This is a genomic window from Haloferax prahovense DSM 18310, assembly GCF_000336815.1.
Classification (GTDB): Archaea; Halobacteriota; Halobacteria; order Halobacteriales; family Haloferacaceae; genus Haloferax; species Haloferax prahovense.
Genome location: NZ_AOLG01000012.1, coordinates 52,175 through 73,711 on the forward strand (window position 1 = coordinate 52,175; position 21,537 = coordinate 73,711).

22 protein-coding genes are annotated in these 21,537 nt (G+C 64.7%); 11 read left to right on the forward strand and 11 right to left on the reverse strand.

Translation table 11 applies throughout. The annotated features are described in order from the left end of the window. Positions 1 to 23: 23 nt before the first annotated feature. From C457_RS06175 to C457_RS06200, 6 genes are all read right to left on the reverse strand, one after another. Complete coding sequence (locus C457_RS06175) at positions 24 to 1,103, reverse strand: hypothetical protein (RefSeq protein WP_008092902.1); 1,080 nt, start codon at positions 1,101 to 1,103, stop codon at positions 24 to 26. Positions 1,104 to 1,208: 105 nt separating this feature from the next. Then, entirely contained in the window at positions 1,209 to 1,769 is a 561-nt protein-coding gene (locus C457_RS06180; protein WP_008092905.1) for a FlaD/FlaE family flagellar protein, read from the reverse strand. A gap of 313 nt (positions 1,770 to 2,082) precedes the next feature. Beyond that, positions 2,083 to 2,592, reverse strand: coding sequence for a chemotaxis protein CheD (locus C457_RS06185; RefSeq protein WP_004977367.1), 510 nt, complete (start codon positions 2,590 to 2,592; stop codon positions 2,083 to 2,085). Between the two features lie 23 nt (positions 2,593 to 2,615). Beyond that, positions 2,616 to 3,803 (reverse strand): chemotaxis protein CheC, encoded by a 1,188-nt coding sequence (locus C457_RS06190; protein ID WP_008092909.1) that lies wholly within the window; start codon positions 3,801 to 3,803, stop codon positions 2,616 to 2,618. Next, positions 3,800 to 4,168, reverse strand: a complete 369-nt coding sequence (cheY, locus tag C457_RS06195; protein WP_004043735.1) for a chemotaxis protein CheY — start codon at positions 4,166 to 4,168, stop codon at positions 3,800 to 3,802. The genes C457_RS06190 and cheY overlap by 4 nt, the downstream gene beginning before the upstream one ends. Before the next feature lie 150 nt (positions 4,169 to 4,318). Beyond that, positions 4,319 to 4,990: a DUF7500 family protein gene (locus C457_RS06200; RefSeq protein WP_008092911.1), complete on the reverse strand. Its 672-nt coding sequence runs from the start codon at positions 4,988 to 4,990 to the stop codon at positions 4,319 to 4,321. 132 nt (positions 4,991 to 5,122) lie between these two features. Between C457_RS06200 and C457_RS06205 the strand changes: the two genes are divergently transcribed. From C457_RS06205 to flgA2, 3 genes are all read left to right on the forward strand, one after another. After that, positions 5,123 to 5,461, forward strand: a complete 339-nt coding sequence (locus C457_RS06205) for an ArsR/SmtB family transcription factor (protein ID WP_008092913.1) — start codon at positions 5,123 to 5,125, stop codon at positions 5,459 to 5,461. Positions 5,462 to 5,674: 213 nt separating this feature from the next. After that, the gene (flgA1, locus tag C457_RS06210) at positions 5,675 to 6,316 is read left to right on the forward strand and encodes a flagellin A1 (protein WP_008092915.1); all 642 of its coding nucleotides are present in this window, start codon (positions 5,675 to 5,677) and stop codon (positions 6,314 to 6,316) included. Between the two features lie 10 nt (positions 6,317 to 6,326). After that, positions 6,327 to 6,971, forward strand: coding sequence for a flagellin A2 (gene flgA2, locus C457_RS06215; RefSeq protein WP_008092916.1), 645 nt, complete (start codon positions 6,327 to 6,329; stop codon positions 6,969 to 6,971). A gap of 334 nt (positions 6,972 to 7,305) precedes the next feature. Here flgA2 and C457_RS06220 read toward each other — a convergent pair whose 3' ends face one another. After that, positions 7,306 to 8,046, reverse strand: coding sequence for an RAD55 family ATPase (locus C457_RS06220; RefSeq protein WP_004977361.1), 741 nt, complete (start codon positions 8,044 to 8,046; stop codon positions 7,306 to 7,308). 294 nt (positions 8,047 to 8,340) lie between these two features. Between C457_RS06220 and C457_RS06225 the strand changes: the two genes are divergently transcribed. The 8 genes from C457_RS06225 (at position 8,341) to C457_RS06260 (ending at position 16,355) form a co-directional block, all read left to right on the forward strand. Beyond that, positions 8,341 to 9,777 carry a flagella accessory protein C gene (locus C457_RS06225; protein WP_193363434.1) on the forward strand — a complete coding sequence of 479 codons (1,437 nt, stop codon included), beginning with the start codon at positions 8,341 to 8,343 and terminating at the stop codon, positions 9,775 to 9,777. Next, positions 9,761 to 10,198: a fla cluster protein FlaF gene (locus C457_RS06230; RefSeq protein ID WP_008092920.1), complete on the forward strand. Its 438-nt coding sequence runs from the start codon at positions 9,761 to 9,763 to the stop codon at positions 10,196 to 10,198. Before C457_RS06225 ends, C457_RS06230 begins: the two co-directional genes overlap by 17 nt. Continuing rightward, a complete protein-coding gene (locus C457_RS06235) occupies positions 10,199 to 10,648 on the forward strand; it encodes a CARDB domain-containing protein (RefSeq protein ID WP_004977358.1) in 450 nt (149 codons plus the stop codon). It begins immediately after the preceding gene. After that, positions 10,645 to 11,394 (forward strand): ATPase domain-containing protein, encoded by a 750-nt coding sequence (locus C457_RS06240; RefSeq protein WP_008092922.1) that lies wholly within the window; start codon positions 10,645 to 10,647, stop codon positions 11,392 to 11,394. Before C457_RS06235 ends, C457_RS06240 begins: the two co-directional genes overlap by 4 nt. Then, entirely contained in the window at positions 11,395 to 13,059 is a 1,665-nt protein-coding gene (locus C457_RS06245; protein WP_004977357.1) for a type II/IV secretion system ATPase subunit, read from the forward strand. It begins immediately after the preceding gene. Between the two features lie 4 nt (positions 13,060 to 13,063). Beyond that, positions 13,064 to 14,806 (forward strand): archaellar assembly protein FlaJ, encoded by a 1,743-nt coding sequence (flaJ, locus tag C457_RS06250; protein ID WP_008092924.1) that lies wholly within the window; start codon positions 13,064 to 13,066, stop codon positions 14,804 to 14,806. Between the two features lie 95 nt (positions 14,807 to 14,901). After that, positions 14,902 to 15,915, forward strand: a complete 1,014-nt coding sequence (locus tag C457_RS06255) for a CheF family chemotaxis protein (protein WP_181950712.1) — start codon at positions 14,902 to 14,904, stop codon at positions 15,913 to 15,915. 77 nt (positions 15,916 to 15,992) lie between these two features. Continuing rightward, positions 15,993 to 16,355, forward strand: coding sequence for a hypothetical protein (locus tag C457_RS06260; protein ID WP_008092926.1), 363 nt, complete (start codon positions 15,993 to 15,995; stop codon positions 16,353 to 16,355). A 56-nt stretch (positions 16,356 to 16,411) separates the two neighbouring features. Here C457_RS06260 and C457_RS06265 read toward each other — a convergent pair whose 3' ends face one another. From C457_RS06265 to C457_RS06280, 4 genes are read right to left on the reverse strand one after another with little or no spacing between them, the layout of a single operon-like run. Next, positions 16,412 to 17,278: a CheF family chemotaxis protein gene (locus C457_RS06265; protein ID WP_008092927.1), complete on the reverse strand. Its 867-nt coding sequence runs from the start codon at positions 17,276 to 17,278 to the stop codon at positions 16,412 to 16,414. A 3-nt stretch (positions 17,279 to 17,281) separates the two neighbouring features. Further along, the gene (locus C457_RS06270) at positions 17,282 to 18,124 is read right to left on the reverse strand and encodes a CheR family methyltransferase (RefSeq protein ID WP_008092928.1); all 843 of its coding nucleotides are present in this window, start codon (positions 18,122 to 18,124) and stop codon (positions 17,282 to 17,284) included. After that, positions 18,124 to 20,340 (reverse strand): chemotaxis protein CheA, encoded by a 2,217-nt coding sequence (locus C457_RS06275; protein ID WP_008092929.1) that lies wholly within the window; start codon positions 20,338 to 20,340, stop codon positions 18,124 to 18,126. Before C457_RS06275 ends, C457_RS06270 begins: the two co-directional genes overlap by 1 nt. Positions 20,341 to 20,342: 2 nt before the next feature. Beyond that, entirely contained in the window at positions 20,343 to 21,443 is a 1,101-nt protein-coding gene (locus tag C457_RS06280; protein WP_049913431.1) for a protein-glutamate methylesterase/protein-glutamine glutaminase, read from the reverse strand. Between the last annotated feature and the right edge of the window lie 94 nt (positions 21,444 to 21,537).

Here is a 21,537-nt window from a genome sequence, read left to right on the forward strand (position 1 = left end):
CGAGAGACCCGAGAGCCGAGCGTTCAGGCCGCGTCGCGGAGCCGTACCGCGAGTCTGTGTGCGCCCTCGGCCGCGGCGGTCACCGGGTCGTCGGGGACGACCACGTTCACCGGGCGGTCGAGCTCCGCGGCGAGACGCGCTTCGAGTTCCTCAACCAGTCCGGGAATGCACGCCATCCCGCCGGAGACGACGAGCGGGCGTGCGCGAGCGAGCTGATAGGTTTTCATGTGCGAGCTTGCCAGTCGCGAGAAGAAATCGCCGAGCTCGGCGACCACGTCGTCGAGATACTCGTCCAACGGCTCCATCACACCCCGTTCGACGGTGAACTCGTGTGCGCCCTCGTCCCCGCGTTCGACCGCGTCGGTGAAGGGGTCGAACCCGCCGAAGTCGGCGTGGGTCTCCTTGTACCCGCGGGCGGTGGCGGGGTCAATCGTCACTCGCCCGCCCGTCTCGGCTTCGACCGCCTCGGCGATGCGCCGGTCGACGCGGTCGCCGGACGCCTCCGCGGAGACGAACGGGAGCAACCGCTCTCCGCGTCGGTACGCGCACGCTTCGAGGTTCGTCGCACCGAGGTTGAGAGCGATGAAGACCTCGTCGACCGCCTCGATTCCGTCGCCGAGCGCCGGAATCGACGCGCACAGCGATTCGGGGAAGCCTCGCGCGAGCGCCTCACCGATGCCGCACTCGCCGACCGCGGTGCCGAAGTTCGCGAGACCGATATCGTCGTCGACGGTCGGCATCGCGTACACGACGGCGCTCTCGGCGGAGAGGTCGTGTCGCGCGCAGAGTTCGCGGACAAACCGCTCGAATGACTCGGCGTCGCGGGCGGTCGCCGGCACGCCCGAGCGGAGCATGAACTCGACTCGCTCGGAGGACTCCCGGACTGTCTCTCCGCCGTCGTGGACGCCCTCGTCGCCGGCGAGCGCGTCTTCGCCGTCGGTCAGGCACGAGGGGAGGTGAACCGTCCTCGCCGCGTCGCCGTCGTCGAAGGCGAGCGCCGTCCGGGCGCTCCCGAACTTGACGCCGACGGCCGTCGGCACGTCGGTCTCGTCGGACTCGGACGCCACACCAGCGTCGTTAGCGGCGGCTGCGTCGTTCGTCATGCGGTATCAACTCGGTTCGGACTCGGCGGGCGGGTGGTTCGCGCAGTCATGGTATACACTCGGTTGTCGGAAGGAGAGACCGTATTCGAGACCCGTCGGTCGGCGTCACACCATCGAGGAGAGACGTGCGACGTAGACCAGACTCAGCAGGTGGTCGTCGACGTCGAGGTCGGTCGGTTCGTCGACGTCAGCGGAGAACCCGAGGAGGTAGTCCCGGAGCGTCTCCTCGACGCCGGGCGTGACCCAGTCGACCGTCTGGTAGTACCGGAGGGCGTCCATCGCCCGCTTGAACCCGCCCTTGAGGACGAGGAACTCGAGCCAGTCGAAGACGACGCGTTCCGCGCCGTACTTGTCCGGAAGCGAGCGGAGGTACGGCTTTTCGACGCCGTCTTCCTCGTCGCGAGACTGGTGGACGAGCAGGTGTTCGAGCTGGCTCGACCGGAGGGCTTCGGACGCCTCCTGTCGGCTCCGGTCGAAAAGCGGGTTGTCGAACCGGAACGGACTCCGGTCGTCGAACCGGGCGTCATCGAATCTGCCGTCGTCGAATCGGCTGTCGTCGAATCTGCCGTCGTCGAATCGGCCGTCACCGTTCCGTCTGGGCCGTGGGGCGTCACGCGCGATACGTCGAAGTTCGTCTGGGTCGTATTCGTCCGGGTCCAAGTACATAGGTCACCTCGTTGGGGACGGCACGACTCCCCCCGAGTCCCCCGACTCAGGGCGGCGGAGAGCGCGGAGCGCTGTCCGCGGTGTCACACGCGATATCGTACCGTTTCGGTGAAAGCATTCGAAGGAGGCGACATAAATCTATTCGAGACGTTATCAGAACTGATACCTCTGGTGCGGGGTCGAACCGGCTTCGGTCGGTTCTCACGCGTCAGCCGTTTTCGGTTCCCTGCTCGCGGGCGGCGCTCGACGCAGTTGAGACGGACGAGAGACAGGAGAGACGATCCTCGAAGCCGAACTTCGGCCGGTGACGCCCTCAGAGAACGTGGTTGCCGCTCTTCGCGCTCCGAACGCGGAGGTCGCCGGTCTGGCTGTCGAGCTCCAACGAGCGGCCGTGGGAGCCACCGACGTCTTCGGCGACGACGTCGATGCCGAACCCGTCGAGCGTCGTTCGCGTCGCGGCGACGTTTCTATCGCCGATACTGCCGTCGCCGTCGGCCGAGGTGAAGTCGAACATGGTGCTTCCCCCGGCGATTTTCGCGACGACGCGGTCGATGTCCGCGCCGGCGGCTCGCATCTCCGAGAGCAGGAGTTCGATGCCGGTGTCGACGAACTTCGCCGGCTCGCTGCCGTCGTCCGCCTCCGGAAGCATCGCGTGTGCGAGACCGGAGACGCCGGTCTCGGGGTCGTACAACGCGACGCCGATACAGGAGCCGAGACCGCTCGTGGTCAGCGTGCTCTCGTCGCCGGAGACGGCGTAATCGGCGATTCCGACCTTGATTCGACCGGAGCGAGCCGCGGGCGTGTCCGTGGTGTATACTTGCATTACTGGGTGCCTCTACGGAGGGTTCACGCGGCGGGCGAGAGTTGCTTGAGCGCCTTGCGCAGCTCCGTCTCGTCGGGGAGCGCGTAGATGTCGCAGGTAAACTCGTCGTCGTCCGTCCGGATGGTCGAATCGATGAGGAACGCGTACTCCTGAGACTGCGCGAGGTCGGTCGCGAGCGGGTCGATGATGGCCGACCCGATGTCGTGGACGTGCTTCGGCGGCGAGATGTCGATAGTCGTCTCGAGCGCGTTGGCCCAGCCGTCGAGGAAGCCAGAGGTGGTGATGTTGCCAATCTCTTGAATCGCGCTCTGGCGCATCGCCTCGTCGCCTTCCATGCCCGGCAGGAGGCTACTCGCGATGTTCTCGGCCGACGGCTCGTCGAAGAGGATGGCGATGTAACCGCTCGGCGTCCCGCTGAACTCCAACACGACGCCGCGGCGGACCGCGTCGGTCAACGACATGGGGACGCCCTCGATGGGGACGAAGCTCAGCCGGCTCACCTCGACGGTCGTGTCGATGCCCGTCATCGCCGTGATGTCTTCCGAGGCCTGGTTCGCGCCGTCGTTTATCATCTCGGAGAAGGCGGCGAACGACTCGACCGGGAGCGCGCCGTCCTCGCCGCTCGCCTCGACGATGGTCCCGATGGACGAGGCGGTCGGAACCATGTACAGGTCGAACTCGATGGCGTTGTCCGCGGCCTCCAACTGGTTACGGAAGACGAGGACGTGCTCGTCGTCGCCGCCGTTCTCGAATCCCTCGGCGTCGACGTGGTCGAGCGGGCCGTCGTTTTCGTCGTCGACGTAGGTCGGCGTCGTGATGTCGACGGTGGTGTCGAGGTAGTCGGCCCAGCCGTCGATGAAGCCGCCGAGCATGATGTTCGCAACCTCCTTCAGGCTACTCTCGGCGAGTTCACCCTCGGCGTCGGTGGCGTCGATATCCGGCATCAGCGCGTCGACCAAGCGCTCTGCGGACTCCGGCGAGAACGCCAACACGGTGTGACCGTCCAACCCGCCCGAAAAGCCGATGTGGACGCTCACGAGGTCGCGTTCGGCGAACTCGTTTTCGACGTCCGCCTTCGTCCCGAGCTCCACCTTGGTGACGTTGACGTACGTGTCGATGCCGGCGAGTGTGGTCAGCGAACCCGCGGCTTTCTCCGCGCCCGAGTGGGCGAGCCGACTGAACGTGCGAAGCGACCGGACGTCGAGATTCATGCCTCTGCCTGAATCACGTCGGCGATAGCCTGGAGCACGTTCGGCTTCTGGAACGGTTTCGTGATGTAGCCGTCTGCCCCCGCTTCGACCGCTTCGCGCATCTTCTCTTCCTGTCCGACCGACGTGCACATGATGACCGATGCGCCGGCGTCGAGCGACTTGATTTCGGACGTCGCTTCGATGCCGTTTCGAATCGGCATCACGACGTCCATCGTGACGACATCGGGTTCGAGTTCGCGGTAGAGTTCCACCGCTTCGACCCCGTTTTCGGCCTCGCCGACGACTTCGTGTTCACCCTCGAGGAGCTGTTTGAGGAGGTTCCGCATGAACGCAGAATCGTCCACGACCAGTACCTTGCTTGCCATACCTCCAGATTTCCGAAAATCACACCATAAACCCTTCCTCCCCATTATCAAGGATGATACGGTATTGGACGGGCGATTCGCCCGCGTCACATCGTGTCGACCGAAGATTCGGGAGCTCCGATGCTCGAACCGGAACCTGTCACCGTCGCATCATCGTCGACGCGGCGGGAACGAAGCGCCGGCCTCTTCGACGGCGTCGAGGAGGTCACCGATACTGTCGTCGCGGTCGAGTCCGTTCGCGGTCGCGAGCGCCTCGACGGCCCGACCGGGATAGGTGACCTGTACCTCCGAGGCTAAAAGCAGGATGCCGAGCACCTCGTCGGGCGGCGTGTCGGGGCTGCCGACAGCGTCGGCGTACCACGAGAGAAACGAGTTGACGACCTCGGTCACGTCGTCGGAGACGGTCTCGTGACGGGTTACCTCGCCATCGACGAGCGCAGTGGTGACGAGCGCGTGGTCCGCGGTGACTGCTCCGACGCGCTCTGCGAACAGTCGGCGGGCGAGCACGGCCCGTTTTTTCGGGTCTTTCGGGAGGACGAGTTCGGGAGCGCCGGTGTTCCGGTCGCTCTCTCCTCGCTCGCCGGTCGGCTCGGAGTCGGACTGGGTCGTTCCGTCCGTGCCGGGCGGTCGGCGGTCGTCACCGTCCCCGTCACTGTCCCCGCCGTCGACCGGCGCGGGCGGCCTGTTTTCTCCCGTCGAGATGACGTACCGGCCCGTGTCGAGCGCCGCGACGTGCTCGTCGCGGCTGATATCCAGTTCGTCCGCCCCGACGACACCCTGTTCCCGCGGGTGATTGGGAGGACGTTCGTCCTCGTCGTCCATCGGCGAATGCTCGGTGTCGTGGCATATAATCCCATCGTCACCGAGCGTGACAGACTCACTACTATGTCTGAGAACGTGGCAGAGAGACAACCAACACATTGACAAGCGGTGCGTTCCGATAAATTTCCATCTATGGAGTCTGACAGGACCCTTTCCGCACTGGGGAACGAATACAACCCTGACATCCTCCGTGCCGCGGACGAACCGCACTCGGCACAGGAGTTCAGCGAGATGCTGGATATCCCCATCGCGACCTGTTATCGCCGAATCGAGGAACTGACGGCGGCGGGCCTCCTCGAACTTCACGACCGGGTTCTCTCCGACGAGCACCGACGGACGAACGTTTACCGCCGCGAAGTCGACGAAATCGTCGTCCGGTTCGAGGCCGACGACTACACGGTCAGCGTCACCGAGCGCCCGGAGGTGAAGAACAAACTCGACGACGTGTGGCGGAAGATTACGCAGGACTGAACCGCTCCGGCTCCGGACTCTTTTCTTATATTTCCTGAGGTAAGTGTCGACTAGCGTCTCGCGTGAGCGTGCGAAGAAGTTTACTTATCGACGTACCGGCCGCATGATATCAATCTTGATATTGAGGGCCGTAGCGTTATGTAGCACCTCTCCAAGTTGACGAGTGACGGTTCCCCGCTCCCCGCTGAGTGTGGGACCAAACCCACGAAACCCATGTTCGAAAACATCAAAGAAGACCGGGGTCAGGTCGGTATCGGGACCCTCATCGTCTTCATTGCGATGGTTCTGGTCGCCGCAATCGCGGCGGGCGTCCTCGTGAATACGGCTGGCTTCCTGCAAGCTACCGCCGAGGACGCTGGACAGCAATCTGTGAACAAGGTCACCAACCGCGTCGACGTCGTGAACGCGCACGGGCTGGTCAACCAGTCCGGTGAGGAACGCACGGTCGACCAGGTCTTCCTGACCGTCCGCCTCGCGGCCGGTTCCGGAAGTGTCTCTCTCGAAGATACGACGGTCAAGTACCTGAGTGAGACGACCGCGCGGACGCTCACCTACAACGACACCGTCAACAACGCTGACACCGCAGACCCCGCTAACCTGACGACGGGGAACAACTTCACCGCGGGCGTCCTCGAGGACAGTGACGGTTCGTTCGAGGTCCTCAACGAGCAGTCCGACCGCGCTGAGATCGTCATCAACACCTCGACGGTCGAAGGCACCTCCGCCAACGGAACGGCGACGGGCCAGACGGTCAAGCTCGACATCACCAGCCGCAACGGTGGCACGACGCAGGTCATCCTGACGATGCCCCAGCAGCTCGCGGGTAAGGACGACAACGACCCGATCGCGCTCTAAGGAGATTCATATGTTTAACAAAATTACTGACGACGACCGCGGTCAGGTCGGTATCGGGACCCTCATCGTCTTCATCGCGATGGTTCTGGTCGCTGCAATCGCGGCGGGCGTCCTCGTGAACACGGCCGGCTTCCTGCAGGCGACTGCCGAAGACGCCGGTGAGCAGTCCGTGAACAAGGTCACCAACCGCGTCGAAGTCCTCAACTCGCACGGAACGGTCGGCGGAGAGGCGGACATCGACAACATCACGCTCACCGTTCGTCTGGCGGCCGGCTCGGACGCGGTGGACATGAACGAGACCTCGATTAAGTACCTCAGCGGCGACAGCGTCGAGACTCTGACTAACCAGACGCAGTACGACGGCGACGGGACGGAACCGAACCCCGACGCCGATGAGTTCGGTCTCACCGAGGTCACCGACGACGACAGTTCGTTCGGTGTCCTCAACAGCATGAACGACCGCTACGAGGTCAAGATCGACACCGCCGCCATCGAGGACAGCAACGCTGACGAGACCGACCTCGTCGGCGGCCTCTCGACGGGCGAGCAGGTCACCCTCGAAATCACTTCCCGCACGGGTGGCACGACGCAGGTCATCCTGACGATGCCCCAGCAGCTCGCGGGCAAGACGCAGGGCGAACCAGTCGAACTGTAACCCGACTTCACGCTTTCCGTTCATTTTATCCACCTCAGCCGTCGAGCGGCGGCGCTGTCGTGTGTCCGTAGTACACCGCGCACACAGGAGCACTGGACTAGACGGCAACGCTCTCGGCCGCCGGCATCGACGACACTCGCTTGGGAGACGACTATCACGGCCGAGTCGAGACGGCCAGAGAGGCGAGGCGAAGCGAGACGTCTGCAGCGACATGACCCCGAGCGAAGTGGACGAGCGCGGCGCGCGCTCCGCGTTCGGGGCCGTCAGAACAGTCGATTCGGCGAAGACAGAAAAAGAACCGTCGGGACCGGTCGCTCGCCGCCGAGCCCGCGCGTTATTCGGTCTCTTCGCCGAACCACGGCGGGGATTCGCCGACCATAGAGAACCCGGCCGCCTGCTCGTATATCTTGATGCCGCCCTGTGCGATTTCCAGCGGGAACATCGAGTTCTTGATACTCTGCTTGCGCATCTTCGCCACCCAGACGTAGCGGTTGCTCGTCGCGCCCGCGGGGCTCTGGATGAGGTAGATGTTCCCGTCGGTCAGGAAGTTCTCGAGGCCGATGTCGGTCTCGGGGAAGATGGCCGACTGCTCGGTGGTCAGAAGCGAGGTGAGGCCGCTGTCCTTCAGGATGTCGATGAACTTCAGGAGGTACTGGCGCTGTTCTTTCTCGTCGTCGAAAAACAGCTGGAACATCGTCAGCGAGTCGAGGACGAGTCGGTCGTAGTTGGTGTCCTGGAGGTCGCCGAGGATGCGGTCGAGCGTCGTCGAGAAGTCACCGTCGCGGAGGAGCGTCCGCTTGTCGTAAACCTTGATATCTCCGGACTCGACGTACTCGTGCCAGCGGTCGAAGCCGATGGACTCGGCCGCCTCGCGGATGTCGTCTTCGGTCTCCTCGAAGGTGAGATACAGGCCGCCCTCGTCGAACTGGTCGACGCCGTTGTAGAGGTACTGGAGGCCGAGGATACTCTTTCCCGTCCCCGGGTTTCCGCTGATGAGCACCGCGGCGTTCTTGACGATACCGCCGTTCAGGATGGAATCGAGTCCTTCGACACCGGTCTTGACTAGTTCTGTCATGATTGTGTTGGAACGTGTGTTGGCTGTCGGAAGAACGTCCGTGCCGACGCCGGATAATTCTTCTTACCGCCGCTACGGCGCCGTCTGACTTTTATTACATACTTGACGGGCGAAAATTCCGAACGTCTAAAATATCGCGACTGATAACGGGACGGGAACTTTCTTGTACCGACTTACGTACCTTGCACCAATGTTACCTGCTCCCCCGAGTCCGTCGGACCGCCCCGGCCGGTCCGCCGCTCGGCCGGGTGACAGGCCGTCGCTCGAACGAAGCGCCCCGCGAACGGTACGGAGGTGCTCGCTGCGAGCATGATGGAGTGGCAGAACGACGAAGACACGGCTGACGCCGGGGACGAAACGGAGACGGAAGAACAACACATGTCATCAGACGATGGACTTGGATTCGAGGAGGGGATAGACGACCTCTCCGACGAGTTTGGTGACTTCGGCGACGACCTCGACGACGGATTCGACGATGACGATTTCGGCGGATTCGACGACGACAACAGCGAGGAACTCGCAGAGCTCGAAGATCGCGTCGGCGAACTCGAGAACGAAGTAAGCGCCATCTCGTCGGGGATGAACACCGTCCGCGAAGAGAACAAACAGATCGGTGAGACCGTCGAAGAGCTCGACGACACGATTCGCAAACTGCTCGACATCTACGAGATGGTCACCCGCGGCATCAACCCGTTCGTCGACGACGCCCGCGAGATGGGCGGCCTCGACGGCGGGGGTGGGTCGTTCGGCCTCTTCGAGGCGGAGGCCGAGGACGAAGAGCACCTCGACCCAGACGTGGCGAACGCCGATGCAGAGTCGTTCTTCGACGACGACTTCGGCGAACTCGACGCCGAGGAGGGCGCGAAGGAAGCGGAACTCGCCGCGGAAGACGAACTCGTGGAAGCGGAACGCGAGAGTCCCGCGGACGCCCTCGACGACGGCGACGGCGACGAAGATGCTGCCGAGGCCGACGACTCGGGTGCCGCGGGCGGCGCGAGTTTCGACGACCTCAAAGAGCAGTACGAGGAGGGCGGCGGCTGGGACGAAGAGGACGAAGCGGAGGCGGACGAAGCAGAGACGGACGAAGTGGAGGCTGACGACGCCGAAACGGACCTCGCCGACGCGGCGGTCGACCTCGAAGACGGGTTCGAAGACGAGCCGGTCGACGGCATCGAAGACGAGTTCGAAGCGGTCGCCAACGAGGCCGACGACCCGAGCGACGAACCGTCCGAACCCGAGGTCGAAGACGCCGACGGTGACGTCCGCAAGACGCTCGACGAGCTAGAGGCGGAGTACGCCACCGCGGCGATGGCCAAAGACGAGCTTTCGGCCGACGACGAGGACGACGCGGCCACCGAACCCGAGCCGTCCGCGGCGGTCGAGGAGTCCGACGCCTACTTGGCGGCTCTCCCGTCGAACTACGTCTCCGAAGTACTCGTCCTCGAGTGGGTCGAACACCTCGTCGCGGTCGGCGGCGCGCTCGGCGCGTCGCGCGCGCTCCGCCAGTATCGGGAGCAGGACTGGATATCGCGCGCCGTCGAGAGCGAACTGAACGCCCACGTCGGACAGATTTCGCCGTCGGTCGCTGACGCCGACGGGGGCGAACTCCGCATCGACGACCACCAGACGAGTCTCGCGTACGTCTGCCGACTCGCGGAGGACGTCCCGCGGGGCCAACTGTACGAGGAGTTAGTCGCCTACGGGAGGAGATTCGATGGGATTCGGTGTTAGTGGCTCGACCGCCGTCATCTTCCTCGGCGTCCTCGTGGCCACGGGGACGCTGTACACAGCGACGTCGAACGCGTCGGAGAACGTGCTCGAAGCGCAGGACGCCGACGCGGAGCGGGCCCTCGAACGGACGAACACGGACATCGCCGTCACGAACGCGACCTACGACGCGGGCAACGAGAGCCTCACGGTGAACCTGACGAACGCCGGCTCGGAGACGCTCTCGGTCAGCGAGACCACCTTGCTCGTCGACAACACCTACGTCGACGTGCCGGCGGCCAACGCGACCGTCGACGGCGACGCCGGAACCGACCTCTGGTACGCCGGCGAGAATCTCAGTCTCGTCGTCGACGCCGACCCCACGCCCGCACGCGTGAAAGTGGTTACCGGAAGCGGCGTCGCCGCCACGGGGGCGGTGAACTAAATGGCAGACATCTCCGTTCCGAGCCTCATCCTGTTCATCGCCAGTATCGTCGTCGCCGCCGGCGTCTCGGGCGTCCTCATCGACACCGTGACCGGCATCAGCAGTTCGCTCGACGAGCGCGGCGGCGACGTGAGCACGGAGATCAGAACCGACATCGAAGTGATAAGCGACCCGCAGGCGGGCGTCTACGACGGTGCGAACGACAACCTCTCGATATACGTCAAGAACACCGGCCTCAGGACGCTCCCGGCGACCAGCGGCGGCTTCGATATCATCGTCGGTGGACAGTACCAGACCAACGTCACGGTGAACGTCGTCGACGGCACCGAGTGGCGGCCGAGCAACGTCATCGAACTCACGGTGACGGACATCGCGTTGAGCTCGGGCGACTACCGGATGACCGTCGTCGTCGACGGTGACGAAGAGGTGTTCGAATTCCGCGTATCATGAGCAGTCAATTCTCTCTCGGGCTATCCGGGCACGACCGTCTCGAAAAGGAACTCGGCGGCGGCATCCCCAAGGGTGCAATCGTCCTCATCGAAGGGGACTACGGCGCCGGAAAAAGCGTGCTGTCGCAGCGATTCAGCTATGGCTTCTGCAACGAGGAAACGGTGGTGACGCTCGTCTCGACCGAACTGGGCGTCCGCGGCTTCCTCGACCAGATGCACTCGCTTTCGTACGACATCGTCAAGCATCTGCTCGACGAGCGAATCCTGTTCCTCCAGGCCGAAATCGACAGCAGTGGCGCGCTCTCTGGCGGCAGCAGCCAGAAGGAGCGCAAGCAGCTCCTCCGGCGGCTGATGGACGCCGAGACGCTCTGGGACGCCGACGTCATCATCATCGACACGTTCGACGCCATCCTGCGCAACGACCCGCAGTTCGAGGCGCTGGTCCGGCAGAACGACGAGCGGCAGGCCGCCCTCGAAATCATCTCGTTTTTCCGCGAGCTGACGACGAAGGGCAAGACCATCATCATCACCGTCGACCCGTCGTCGGTCGACGAGGGGTCTATCGGTCCGTTCCGCTCTATCGCCGACGTCTACTTCGAACTGGAGATGGTGGAGGTCGGAAACGACGTCCGACGGAACATCTTCGTGAAGCGCTTCGCGGGGATGGGCCAGCAGGTCGGCGACCGCGTCGGCTTCTCGGTCCGGTCGGGAATCGGGCTCGTCATCGAATCGAGGAGCGTGGCGTAGATGGCGAGCGAACACGGCTCCGCCAGGCTGTCGGACGACCTCAAGCGCCTCGCGATGCAGTGGCCGCACCTGCGGGACCACCTCAAGCGGTTCCGACAGATCACCGGCGAGTTTCCGATGCTCGTCGACGAGCCGGGCGACTACGAGTCCCGGCGTCCGAACATCATCTACCCGCTGGGCGGCCCCGTGTTCTGCCAGGTGTACGGCAACTTCGGCGAGACGACGAAGTACTACACCATCGAACCCGAGATGGACGACGACGAACTCGAGGTGTTCGGCCGGGTCAAGGACAAACTGCTCGAACGCAGCGTCTCGAAGCCGGCGCCCGAAGAAAGCGCCGACTACGAAGAGCGCATCGAGGAGTTGCTCTCCGAAATCGTCCACATCGAGGGCGACGACCGCGGGCCGCTCGGCTCGGTTGCCAAGCGGCTCGACGTGGCCGGCATCGAGGTCTCCCAGACGACCTACGACAAGATACAGTACCGACTCGTCCGCGACATCGTCGGCCTCGGGCCGCTCGAACCCATCATGCGCGACCCGGAGAACGAGGACATTCACGTCATCGGCCCCAGCCAGGTCGACGTCGACCACGGGACGTTCGGCCTGCTGGAGACGAGCGTCGAGTTCGACAGCACGGAGCAGTTCGATAACTGGCTCCGCAACATGGGCGAACGCATCGGCGACCCCGTCTCCGACGCCCACCCCATCGTGGACTCCACGCTCCCCGACGGCTCGCGTATCAACATCATCTACTCCGACGACGTGTCGCTGAAGGGGTCGTCGCTCACCATCCGTCAGGGCGACGACGTGCCGCTTTCGGTGTTCCAAATCGCCAAGTGGGGGACGCTCTCGCCCGAACTGGCCGCGTACCTCTGGATCGCGCTGGAGAACGAGCGAACCATCTTCGTGGTCGGCGAGACGGCATCGGGGAAGACGACGACGCTCAACGCCATCCTCTCGTTCATCCCGCAGGACTCGAAGATTTACACCGCGGAGGACACCGCCGAGGTGCTCCCGCCGCACGACACGTGGCAGCAGCTCCTCACCCGCGAGGGCCGCGGCTCCGACTCCGAAGTCGACATGTTCGACCTCGTCGCGGCCGCGCTCCGCTCTCGCCCCGACTACATCATCGTGGGGGAGGTCCGTGGCGAGGAGGGGCGCATGGCGTTCCAGGCGGCCCAGACCGGCCACCCGGTGATGCTCACGTTCCACGCGTCCGACATCGTCTCGATGATTCAGCGTTTCACCGGCGACCCCATCAACGTCCCCGAGACGTTCATGGACAACTGCGACATCGCGCTGTTCCAGAACCGCGTCCGCCGGGGCAACGACATCCTGCGCCGAGTGACGAGCGTGCAGGAAATCGAGGGCTACTCGAAGGAGATGGGCGGCGTCGTCACCCGCGAGGCGTTCTACTGGGACCCCGTCCAAGACGAGATCATCTTCCAGGGGATGAACAACTCCTTCATCATGGAACAGAAGGTCGCGACGCTCCTCGGTTACGACGACACGCGGAAGATATACGACGACATCCAGTTCCGCGCCGAACTCGTCCGCCGGGCGATTCAGGAGAACGTCCTCGGCTACCACGAGGTGAACGAACTCATCGAGGACTACCAACGCGACGGCGTCGAGGGACTGCCGTTCGACATGGCGAGGGTGTAGCGAGATGGCAGGGGAACAGAGCGCGTCGATGCAGGCGGTGCAGGTTCGGGACTTCATCAGCGACATCATCGAGTCCTACGAGAAGATGCCGATGGCGCTGCCGCGGTACCTGCTCGCGGTGCTCGGCCCCGCCATCGTGTTCTTCATGCTCTCTCTGGCCGGCGCCATCGCGCTCCCGCTTCCCCTTCTCGTCCGCATCCCCGTGTTCCTCCTCGGCGTGTTGCTGTTGGGCGGGGCCGTCCTCTACCCGCGGCTCCTCGTCGAGCAGACGCGCCGCAGCTTAGAGAACCAACTCCCCCTCCTCATCACGCACATGACCGTGCTCTCGACGACGAACATCGACCGTGTCGCCGTGTTTCGAACGCTCGCGCGCGAGGAGGAGTACGGCGAGCTAGCGACCGAGATGAACCGCATCGTCCAGCTCGTCGACGCGTGGAACCAGTCGCTCGACGACGCCTGTCAGCGCCGGGCCCGAGAGGTCCCGTCGAAGCCACTCGCCGACTTCCTCGACAGGCTCGCGTACTCCATCAACGCCGGCCAGAGCATCGACGACTTCCTCCTCGGCGAGCAGAACGCGATGATTCAGAAGTACATCACCGTCTACGAGAGCGCGCTCGGGAACCTGGAGGTCATGAAGGACCTCTATCTCTCGATGATTCTGTCGATGACCTTCGCCATCATCAACGCCATCGTCCTCCCCATCCTGACGGGGACCGACGCGACGATGACCATCGGCGCGGTCATCGTACTCTTCGTCTTCGTGCAGTTGGGGTTCTACTTCGTCATCCGGACGATGTCACCGTACGACCCGCTGTGGTTCCACCAGCGCGAGTACCGGACGAAGGCGGACCGGCAGATAGACATCACGCTGTACGGCGCGGTCGGCCTCTCTATCACGATGGTCCTCGTGCTCGCGTTGGGCACGTTCAACCTGACCGTCGTCGGTGAGACGGTCCGGCCCATCATGATGGAACTCCCGATTCCGCTCCTCATCTCGACGCCGCTGACGCCGCTTGCGGTCCCCGGCATCGTCGCGCGCCGCCACGAGAAACGCATCGGCGAGCGCGACGAGGAGTACCCCGGGTTCATCCGCGCGCTCGGGGCGTCCGAGACGGCGAAACAGAGCACGACCACGGCCGTCCTGAAGACGCTCAAGACGAAGGACTTCGGCGTCCTCTCGCGGGAGATATCGCGGCTGTACACGCGGCTTCGGATGCGGCTCGACCCCGACCGGTCGTGGTTCTTCTTCACCGCGGAGACGAACTCCTATCTCGTCCAGAAGTTCTCCGAGATGTACAACGTCGGCCGGTCGATGGGTGGCAAACCGAAGCTCCTCGGCGAGCTCATCAGCCGTAACATGAACGAGATAATCAAGCTCCGCCGACAGCGAAAGCAGTCGACGGTCACCCTCATCGGCGTCCTCTACGGCATCACGGCCTCCGCGTCGTTCGCGTTCTTCATCGGACTGGAAGTCGTCGAGATTCTGGCGTCCTTCTCGACGCAGATGAACCTCGACAGCCTCCAGTTCGGGACGCTCATCTACGCGGGCGTCTACGACGTGCCCTTCATCGAGTACATGCTGACGCTCATCATCCTGTTTAACGCCCTCCTGTCGTCGCTCATGATTCGGATGGTCGACGGCGGACACAAGGCGAACGCCTACCTGCACTTCGTGATGCTCGTCTGGGTGGGCTCCCTGATGGCGGTCGCCACCTCGTCGCTCGCAGGAGCGCTGATTAGTATATGACTGAAGACGGACAACAGACCCGAGATTCGATGCCAGACGCGGCAGGCGAACAGACCCCACAGGAGGCCCGTTCCCGCGCGCCCGAGGGGGGCGACGTGGCGAAAAGCGACCTCCTACAGGCGTACCGCCGGAAGAAGTCCGAACCGTCGGACGAACGCGAGGAACAAGAGCGGGCGCGCTCGAAGAGACAGACGGAAAAACAGACCAGCGACGGCGAGTCCATCGTCGTCGACTTCGTCGCTAACTTCGTCGCCGGCGGCAACGCCTCGTTCGAGCCCGTCAAGGGCCGCGTCCTGATGAGCCAGCGCCGGCTTATCCTCGCCACGTCGAAGGCCAAGACCGTCATCCCCATCACCTCCATCTTCGACATCGCCGTCGGCCAGGTCCCCCCGGAGGTCGAGGAGTTCTTCGACTACACGGTGATGGTCGGCTACATTATCGGCCGCCAGCGCCGGACGACCGTCATCGGCGGCGACCGAGATACCATCGAGAAGTTCTCGCTGTTGCTGTTCCGCGCGGCGCTCAACGGCTCGCGCGCGCAGGTCACCCACCCGGCCCGCATCGGCGGGCGCGTCCTCGACACGGAGCGACAACCCTCCGGCCTCCACCTCGACTACGAGGCCGTCACGTTCCCCGACGACGACGGCCCGCTCACGGAGAACGGCGACCCGTTCCACATCGACCTCGCGAGCGTCATCTTCTTCGAGGTGCTCGAGCGGACCGTCGACGGCGAAACGCGGCTGGTGCTTTCGGTCCAGCACGTCAAGCAGGGTCAGACGGTCACCTCCGAGATAACGCTCGACTCGCGTCGGAAGATGAACATCCTCGGGCGCTACCTCCGGCTCGTCTACCACTGGATAAAGTCCGGCGTCCGAAACGTCGAGGTCACGGAACAGGGCCTCGAAGTCCTCGTCGGACTGTACTCCGCCGGCGAGATGGCCGCGGAAGTCGACTTCAGCGAACTCCTCGGCGTCGAAGAGGAAGTCCTCGACGCGGAACTGGAGAAGCTCCACGAGGAGGAACTCATCGGCGACGACGAGCTTCCGACCTCGCTGACGCCGCAGGGACGGTTCGTCGTCAACGAAGAAATCGAAGACGTGAACGTCTGAGAGCGGGCGTTTCTCCCGAAACCGGAGTCGACCGGCGACCGGGAAGAACTATCAACGGTGCAACTGATTCTGTTTCTATGCGAACGTGGGCCTCGTCGCTCTTCGGTCTGGGAGTCGGGAGCGCGGTCAGCTACTCATTCGGCTTCCGACACGGTGCGGTCTGGGTTGGGGTCGCTCTCCTTCTCACGTACACAATCGCCGGCTTCGGGTACGCCGCGTTTCCCGCGTACCGCTGGCGGTGGTCCGGACCGAACGACCACTTCTGGTACACGATAGTCGGCGTCTTGAGCGCCCTCTTACCAATCCTCGCGGCGTACGGCCTGCACCTCGAACCCGGCGGGCGCGTTCGGGGAATGGTTCTCTTGGGCGGGCTCTGGTTGGGTGGTCTCTTCGCCGGAATCGCACTCGAACGCGCCTCTCGGCGCGCGAGCGACGACTGACGAGCGCGACGCGTCGCTCTCGTCCGGCGAGTTCCCCGGGAAAAACCGAGTGCTGACTACTGTTCGTTGATGGCGTCGGAGGCGATGCTGCGGCCGCGGGCGTTGAGTTGCACCTCGTGGCGCACGCGAATCTCCTCGACGACGTTGTGGTCGATGAGCCGCTGGAAGAGTTCCTCGACCTCGTCCACGTCGAGCCCGAGGAAGCTGGGGATGTCGAACGGGGAGACGCCGGAGTACAGCGCCGTGAGGACCTGTTTGTCCGTCTCGCTCAGTTCGATAGAGGTCTCGGAAAGCTCCTCGCCCTCGCGGAGGAGCGTGTAGAGGAAGCTGACGGCGCGGTCGGAGCCGGAGATGTACGTCTGGAGGCTCGTCCCCTCGTCGTCGGAGTGTTCGACCTCGATGACGCTCCGGTGTTTGTCGACGATGGTTCGCTCGCCGGTCTTCACGTCGCCGATGTCGTCGAGGCGGACCTCGACGAACTTGCCGCCGACGGTCGCCATGCTCACGGCCTCGTCTTCGACTTTGAGCCGGGACTTTTCCCACTCGGTGTTCTGGACGACGCCGCCGGCGACTGCGGGATGTCGCGCGAGGAACTGCTCGGTGTTGAGGAGCGCCCCGAAGAAGTCCGTCTCGAACTCGTCGTAGTCGACGGGCGCGAGCAGGACGACGCCCGACGGGATGTGGACGCTGAAGTAGTCGGAGACGGTCGCGATGCGCTGGTTCACGTCGTACCGGCCGCCGAACTCCTGTATCTTCGAGAGCTGAATCGTCCGCTTGCCGCCCGTCCCCGCGAGAATGAGCCGCCTGTTCGAAAGCAGAATTCGGCCGCTCGTCCAGTCGACGTCGTGTATCTCCCGGCCGTTCTTGATGACTTGGAGGAACCGCCCGCGGGTGTCTCCGAGTTTTTGCTCACCGGGTTTCATCGCTCACCTCCCGACCGCGGCGTCGCTCGCGCGGTAGATGCGGAGTCGTTTCTCGACGGGGTCGAACTGCTGTCTACACGTCGGCGGGATGGTCTCTGTCATGCCGATGGTGAGGTACCCGTCCGGCTTCAGCGCGGAGCCGAGCGTCTCGAAGACCGCCCGCTTCGACTCGGCGTTGATGTAGATGAACAGGTTCCGACAGACGACGAGGTCGAACGTCCCCGGCGGCTCCTCGCGGATGAGGTCGCGTCGCTCGAAGCGGACCATGTCGGTGACTGCGTCTTTCACCCGGAAGGTGTCGTCGTCGCGGTCGACGAAGCGCTCCCAGCGGCCGATGGGGTCGAGCTGTTCGGCCACGTCGTTGGTCTCGGAGGCGCGGTACTCGCCCGCCCTGGCGGCGCGGAGAATCTCGCGTTTGATGTCCGTGCCGACGATTTCGATGCGGCGCTCGTCGACGCGGTCGTCGTCGTGGGCGAGCATCGCCAGCGAGTAGGCCTCGCGGCCGTCCGAGCAGGCCGCGCTCCAGATCTTGATGGGGTCGTGGCGGCTCCCCCGCGAACTCAGGTCGCGGAGCACCTCGCGGAGTGCCTCCCACACCTCGGGATTGCGGAAGAAGCTCGTCACGTTGACTGACAGCGCGTCGAGGAGCGCCTGCTGTTCTTCCTCGTCGTCGGTGAGGAGGTTGTGGTACGACCCGTAGTCGTCGACACGTCGCCGCCGCATCCGCGCGGAGATTCGGCGGTCGAGGTAGGCGTCGTTGTACGAACTCGTCTGGAACTGCAGGGAGTCTTCGATGTAGTCCAAGAGCCGGCCGAACGCCGGGTCGTCGGTCGCCGACGAGGGCATCAGTCGGCCGCCTCCTCGGCGGTGTCGGGGAGCTGGCTCGGGTCGAACTCGCGCATCGCCTGCTGGCCGTCAGCGGGGAGTTCGAGCGTCGAGACGTCCAGAATCGGAATGACGTTGCCGTCGCCGATGACGGCCGTTCCCGACAGCCCGCCGACGCCCGACAGCGGTCCTTGTAGGGGCGTCACGACGACTTCCTCCTGTTTCGTCACGCCGTCACAGTGTAGCGCGACCTGTCTGTCGTCGGGACGGATGCGGACCACCATGCCGTCGTCGGGTTCGGGCGAGTCGATTTCGAGCGCCTCGCGGAGCCGAATCAGCGGGAAGATAGTCTCCTCGTGGACGATGACCTCCGCGCCGCTGACCGTCTGGACGCGGTCGCGCCGGCTTATCTCGTCGATGTACTTGATGGGGACGCCGAACTCGCGGTCTTCGACCTGCACGAAAAGCACCTTGATGATGGCGACCGACACCGGCAGCCGGATGTTGAACGTGCTTCCCTCGCCGGGTTCGCTCTCGACCGACACCGAGCCGTCGAGCGATTCGACGGTCGTCTTCACCACGTCCATGCCGACGCCGCGGCCGGACACGTCCGTGATTTCGTCGTTGGTCGAAAAGCCGGGGTGGAAGATGTAGTCGTACACCTCGCTGTCGGGCATCTGGGTTACCTCCTCGCGGGTCGCCACGCCCTTGTCGACGGCCTTCTCGCGGACGGCGTCGGCGTTGATACCGCCGCCGTCGTCCTCGACGGTCACGATGACGGTGTCGTGTTGGCGGCGCGCGGAGAGTCTGATGGTCCCCGTGCGGGACTTGCCGTTTGCCTCGCGCACGTCGGGTGCTTCGATGCCGTGGTCGACGGCGTTCCGGAGGACGTGCATCAGCGGGTCGGAAATCTCGTCGAGGATGGTGCGGTCGAGTTCGATGTCCGCGCCCTCGACCTTGAACGAGACGCGCTTGTCCTGCTCGCGGGCGAGGTCGCGCACCAGTCGGGGGAACTTGTCGAACACCTTCTTCAGCGGGATGAGCCGCATGTCCATCACGGTGTTCTGGAGGTTCGACGAAATCTTGTCCAGTTCGTCGAGCGTGTCGAGCGCGGTCGTCTGGCCCACGTCGATGGCGTTTCTGAGCTTGATGCGACTCGTGACCAACTGCTCGACGAGTTCGTGGAGTTCGTCGAGCTGGTCGACGTCCACGCGGACGGACTTGACCGCGGAGATGGAGCGGGCCTCTTTTTTCTTCTCCGTGCCGGACTCCGGTTCTTCGTCGCTCTCGGTCGACTCGGCCTCGTCGGCGTCTCCTTCGCTCCCGTCGTCGACGCTGGGTGCGTCGGACGCCGCGTCGCTGTCACTGTCGACAGCGCCGTCAGCGTCAGCGGACTGGTCGGAGCCATCCGATGCCGGGGCGTCAACCCCGGCGTCAATATCCGACTCCGCCGCCGGAGTGTCGCCGGCGTCCGCGGCCTCGTCGCCGCCGGCGAGCGCGTCGGACACGTCGGTCGTCTCGACCGTCGAGACCTTCCAGAGCCCGTCGAGTTCGCTTTCGACGACGGCGGCGTCGCGCTCGGCGACGAACAGGTCGAAGCCGTCGCCGAACTCGCCGTCTTCGATGGCGTCGCGGTTCGGGTTCGCGCCGACCACGTCGAGTTCTTCCGGGATGCTACTGAGGAAGATGCCGGCGTCGACGCCCTTCATCTGGCCCGCGTCGAGTTCGACGTGGGCGTGGGTGAGCGTGGTCGCGTCGAGCGCATCGGTGTCGACGCAGTCGGCGGCGAGAGAGTCGAGGTCGACCGACTCGCGGTCGGCCTCGTCAGACGCCGCCGGGTTCGAGTTTCCCGCGTCACCTCCGTCTTCGACGGCGGCGCGAATCTCCTCGACCGTGTCGGTCGGGTCGATGGTGGACTCGCCGTTCTCCTCGATGTCGTGGAGAATCTCCACGATGAGGTCCATCCCGTCGAAGACGAGGTCCATCCGCTCGGCCGTCACGTCGAGTCGCTCGTGGCGAATCTCGTCGAGGAGGTCCTCGACGGCGTGGGCGACCGTCGCGGCGTTGTCGAATCCCATCGCACCGAAGTTCCCCTTCAGCGTGTGGGCCTGCCGGAAGATGTCGTCGATGGCCTCGGTGTCGTCCGGGTTCGACTCCAGCGACAGCAGGGAGTTGTTCAACTGCGTGATGCTCTCTTCGCTCTCGGTGATGAATGCTTGGTAGAGTTCTTCGTCCATGGTCAGGTAGTGAGCCCGCGGAGTGCTTCGTCTGCGATTCGCCCGTCGGCCGAGACGGTGTCGACACAGCCGGCCTCGATGGCCCGCTTCGGCATTCCGAAGATCGCGGAGGTCGATTCGTCTTGTGCGACCGTGTGGCCGCCCGCCCGCTTGATTCGGGTCATCCCCTCGACGCCGTCGCGGCCCATGCCGGTGAGGAGCACGCCGGCCAGCGGCGCGTCGACCGCCTCGGCGGCCGACGCCATCGTGAGGTCGATAGCCGGCTTGACGCCGTGGAGCGGCTCGTCGTCGGAGAGTTCGAGCCGGAGACGTCCGGCCCGGTCGCCGGTCACGAGGAGGTGGGAACCGCCGGGTGCGATGCGAATCTGCCCGGGACCGATTCGCTCGCCGTCGCTCGCCTCTTGGACCTCGTAGTCACAGCGGCCGTCGAGCCGCGCCGCAAAGCGCTTCGTGAAGCCGGCCGGCATGTGCTGGACGACCAGCACGCGGAGGCCCGCCTCCTCGGGGAGCGCCGCGAGCAACCGCTCGACGACGTTCGGCCCGCCCGTGGACGCGCCGATAATCAGCGTCGAGCCCTCGGTCGGCAGCGACCCGGTCGCCCCCGAAGACGCCGGTTTCGACCCCGCGGTCGCCGTCGACTTCGGCTCCGTCTTCGGCGGCCGGGAGCCCCGGCGCGTCGCCGAGAGGTCGACCGCCGCGGCGGACTGAATCTTCTCGACCAGTTCCCGCTTGACGCGGGGCATCTCGGAGGTGACCTCGCCGCCCGGCTTCGTCACGAAGTCGACCGCCCCCCGGTCGAGCGCCTCGAACGTCACATCGGCGTCCTCCTCGGCGTGCGCCGAGAGCATGAGGACGGGCGTCGGACACTCCTCCATGATGGCCTCGACCGCGTCGAGTCCGTTCATCTCGGGCATCTCGATGTCCATCGTCACGACGTCCGGTCGGTTCGCCTCGACCACCGAAATCGCCTCGCGGCCGTCGGCCGCCTCGGCGACGACCTCGACGTCGGCGTCTTCGAGGAGCGTGCGAATCAGCGTCCGCATGAACCGCGAGTCGTCGACGACGACCGCGCGAGTCGGCTCCGCGCCGGCGGACGCGCTCATCGTCCCCACCCGGCGGTTCCGGGTCGGCGGGAACTCGACGACGCCGAGTGGCCCCCCCGCCGAGGGCTCGGTGGATTCGTTAGTGTGCCGTTTC

Bases quoted from the DNA above. Each gene is read 5' to 3' on its own strand.
- C457_RS06175 (WP_008092902.1), bottom strand. From the start codon at position 1,103: ATGACGAACGACGCAGCCGCCGCTAACGACGCTGGTGTGGCGTCCGAG.
- C457_RS06180 (WP_008092905.1), bottom strand. From the start codon at position 1,769: ATGTACTTGGACCCGGACGAATACGACCCAGACGAACTTCGACGTATC.
- C457_RS06185 (WP_004977367.1), bottom strand. From the start codon at position 2,592: ATGCAAGTATACACCACGGACACGCCCGCGGCTCGCTCCGGTCGAATC.
- C457_RS06190 (WP_008092909.1), bottom strand. From the start codon at position 3,803: ATGAATCTCGACGTCCGGTCGCTTCGCACGTTCAGTCGGCTCGCCCAC.
- cheY (WP_004043735.1), bottom strand. From the start codon at position 4,168: ATGGCAAGCAAGGTACTGGTCGTGGACGATTCTGCGTTCATGCGGAAC.
- C457_RS06200 (WP_008092911.1), bottom strand. From the start codon at position 4,990: ATGGACGACGAGGACGAACGTCCTCCCAATCACCCGCGGGAACAGGGT.
- C457_RS06205 (WP_008092913.1), top strand. From the start codon at position 5,123: ATGGAGTCTGACAGGACCCTTTCCGCACTGGGGAACGAATACAACCCT.
- flgA1 (WP_008092915.1), top strand. From the start codon at position 5,675: ATGTTCGAAAACATCAAAGAAGACCGGGGTCAGGTCGGTATCGGGACC.
- flgA2 (WP_008092916.1), top strand. From the start codon at position 6,327: ATGTTTAACAAAATTACTGACGACGACCGCGGTCAGGTCGGTATCGGG.
- C457_RS06220 (WP_004977361.1), bottom strand. From the start codon at position 8,046: ATGACAGAACTAGTCAAGACCGGTGTCGAAGGACTCGATTCCATCCTG.
- C457_RS06230 (WP_008092920.1), top strand. From the start codon at position 9,761: ATGGGATTCGGTGTTAGTGGCTCGACCGCCGTCATCTTCCTCGGCGTC.
- C457_RS06235 (WP_004977358.1), top strand. From the start codon at position 10,199: ATGGCAGACATCTCCGTTCCGAGCCTCATCCTGTTCATCGCCAGTATC.
- C457_RS06240 (WP_008092922.1), top strand. From the start codon at position 10,645: ATGAGCAGTCAATTCTCTCTCGGGCTATCCGGGCACGACCGTCTCGAA.
- C457_RS06245 (WP_004977357.1), top strand. From the start codon at position 11,395: ATGGCGAGCGAACACGGCTCCGCCAGGCTGTCGGACGACCTCAAGCGC.
- flaJ (WP_008092924.1), top strand. From the start codon at position 13,064: ATGGCAGGGGAACAGAGCGCGTCGATGCAGGCGGTGCAGGTTCGGGAC.
- C457_RS06260 (WP_008092926.1), top strand. From the start codon at position 15,993: ATGCGAACGTGGGCCTCGTCGCTCTTCGGTCTGGGAGTCGGGAGCGCG.
- C457_RS06265 (WP_008092927.1), bottom strand. From the start codon at position 17,278: ATGAAACCCGGTGAGCAAAAACTCGGAGACACCCGCGGGCGGTTCCTC.
- C457_RS06270 (WP_008092928.1), bottom strand. From the start codon at position 18,124: ATGCCCTCGTCGGCGACCGACGACCCGGCGTTCGGCCGGCTCTTGGAC.
- C457_RS06275 (WP_008092929.1), bottom strand. From the start codon at position 20,340: ATGGACGAAGAACTCTACCAAGCATTCATCACCGAGAGCGAAGAGAGC.
- C457_RS06280 (WP_049913431.1), bottom strand. From the start codon at position 21,443: ATGAGCGCGTCCGCCGGCGCGGAGCCGACTCGCGCGGTCGTCGTCGAC.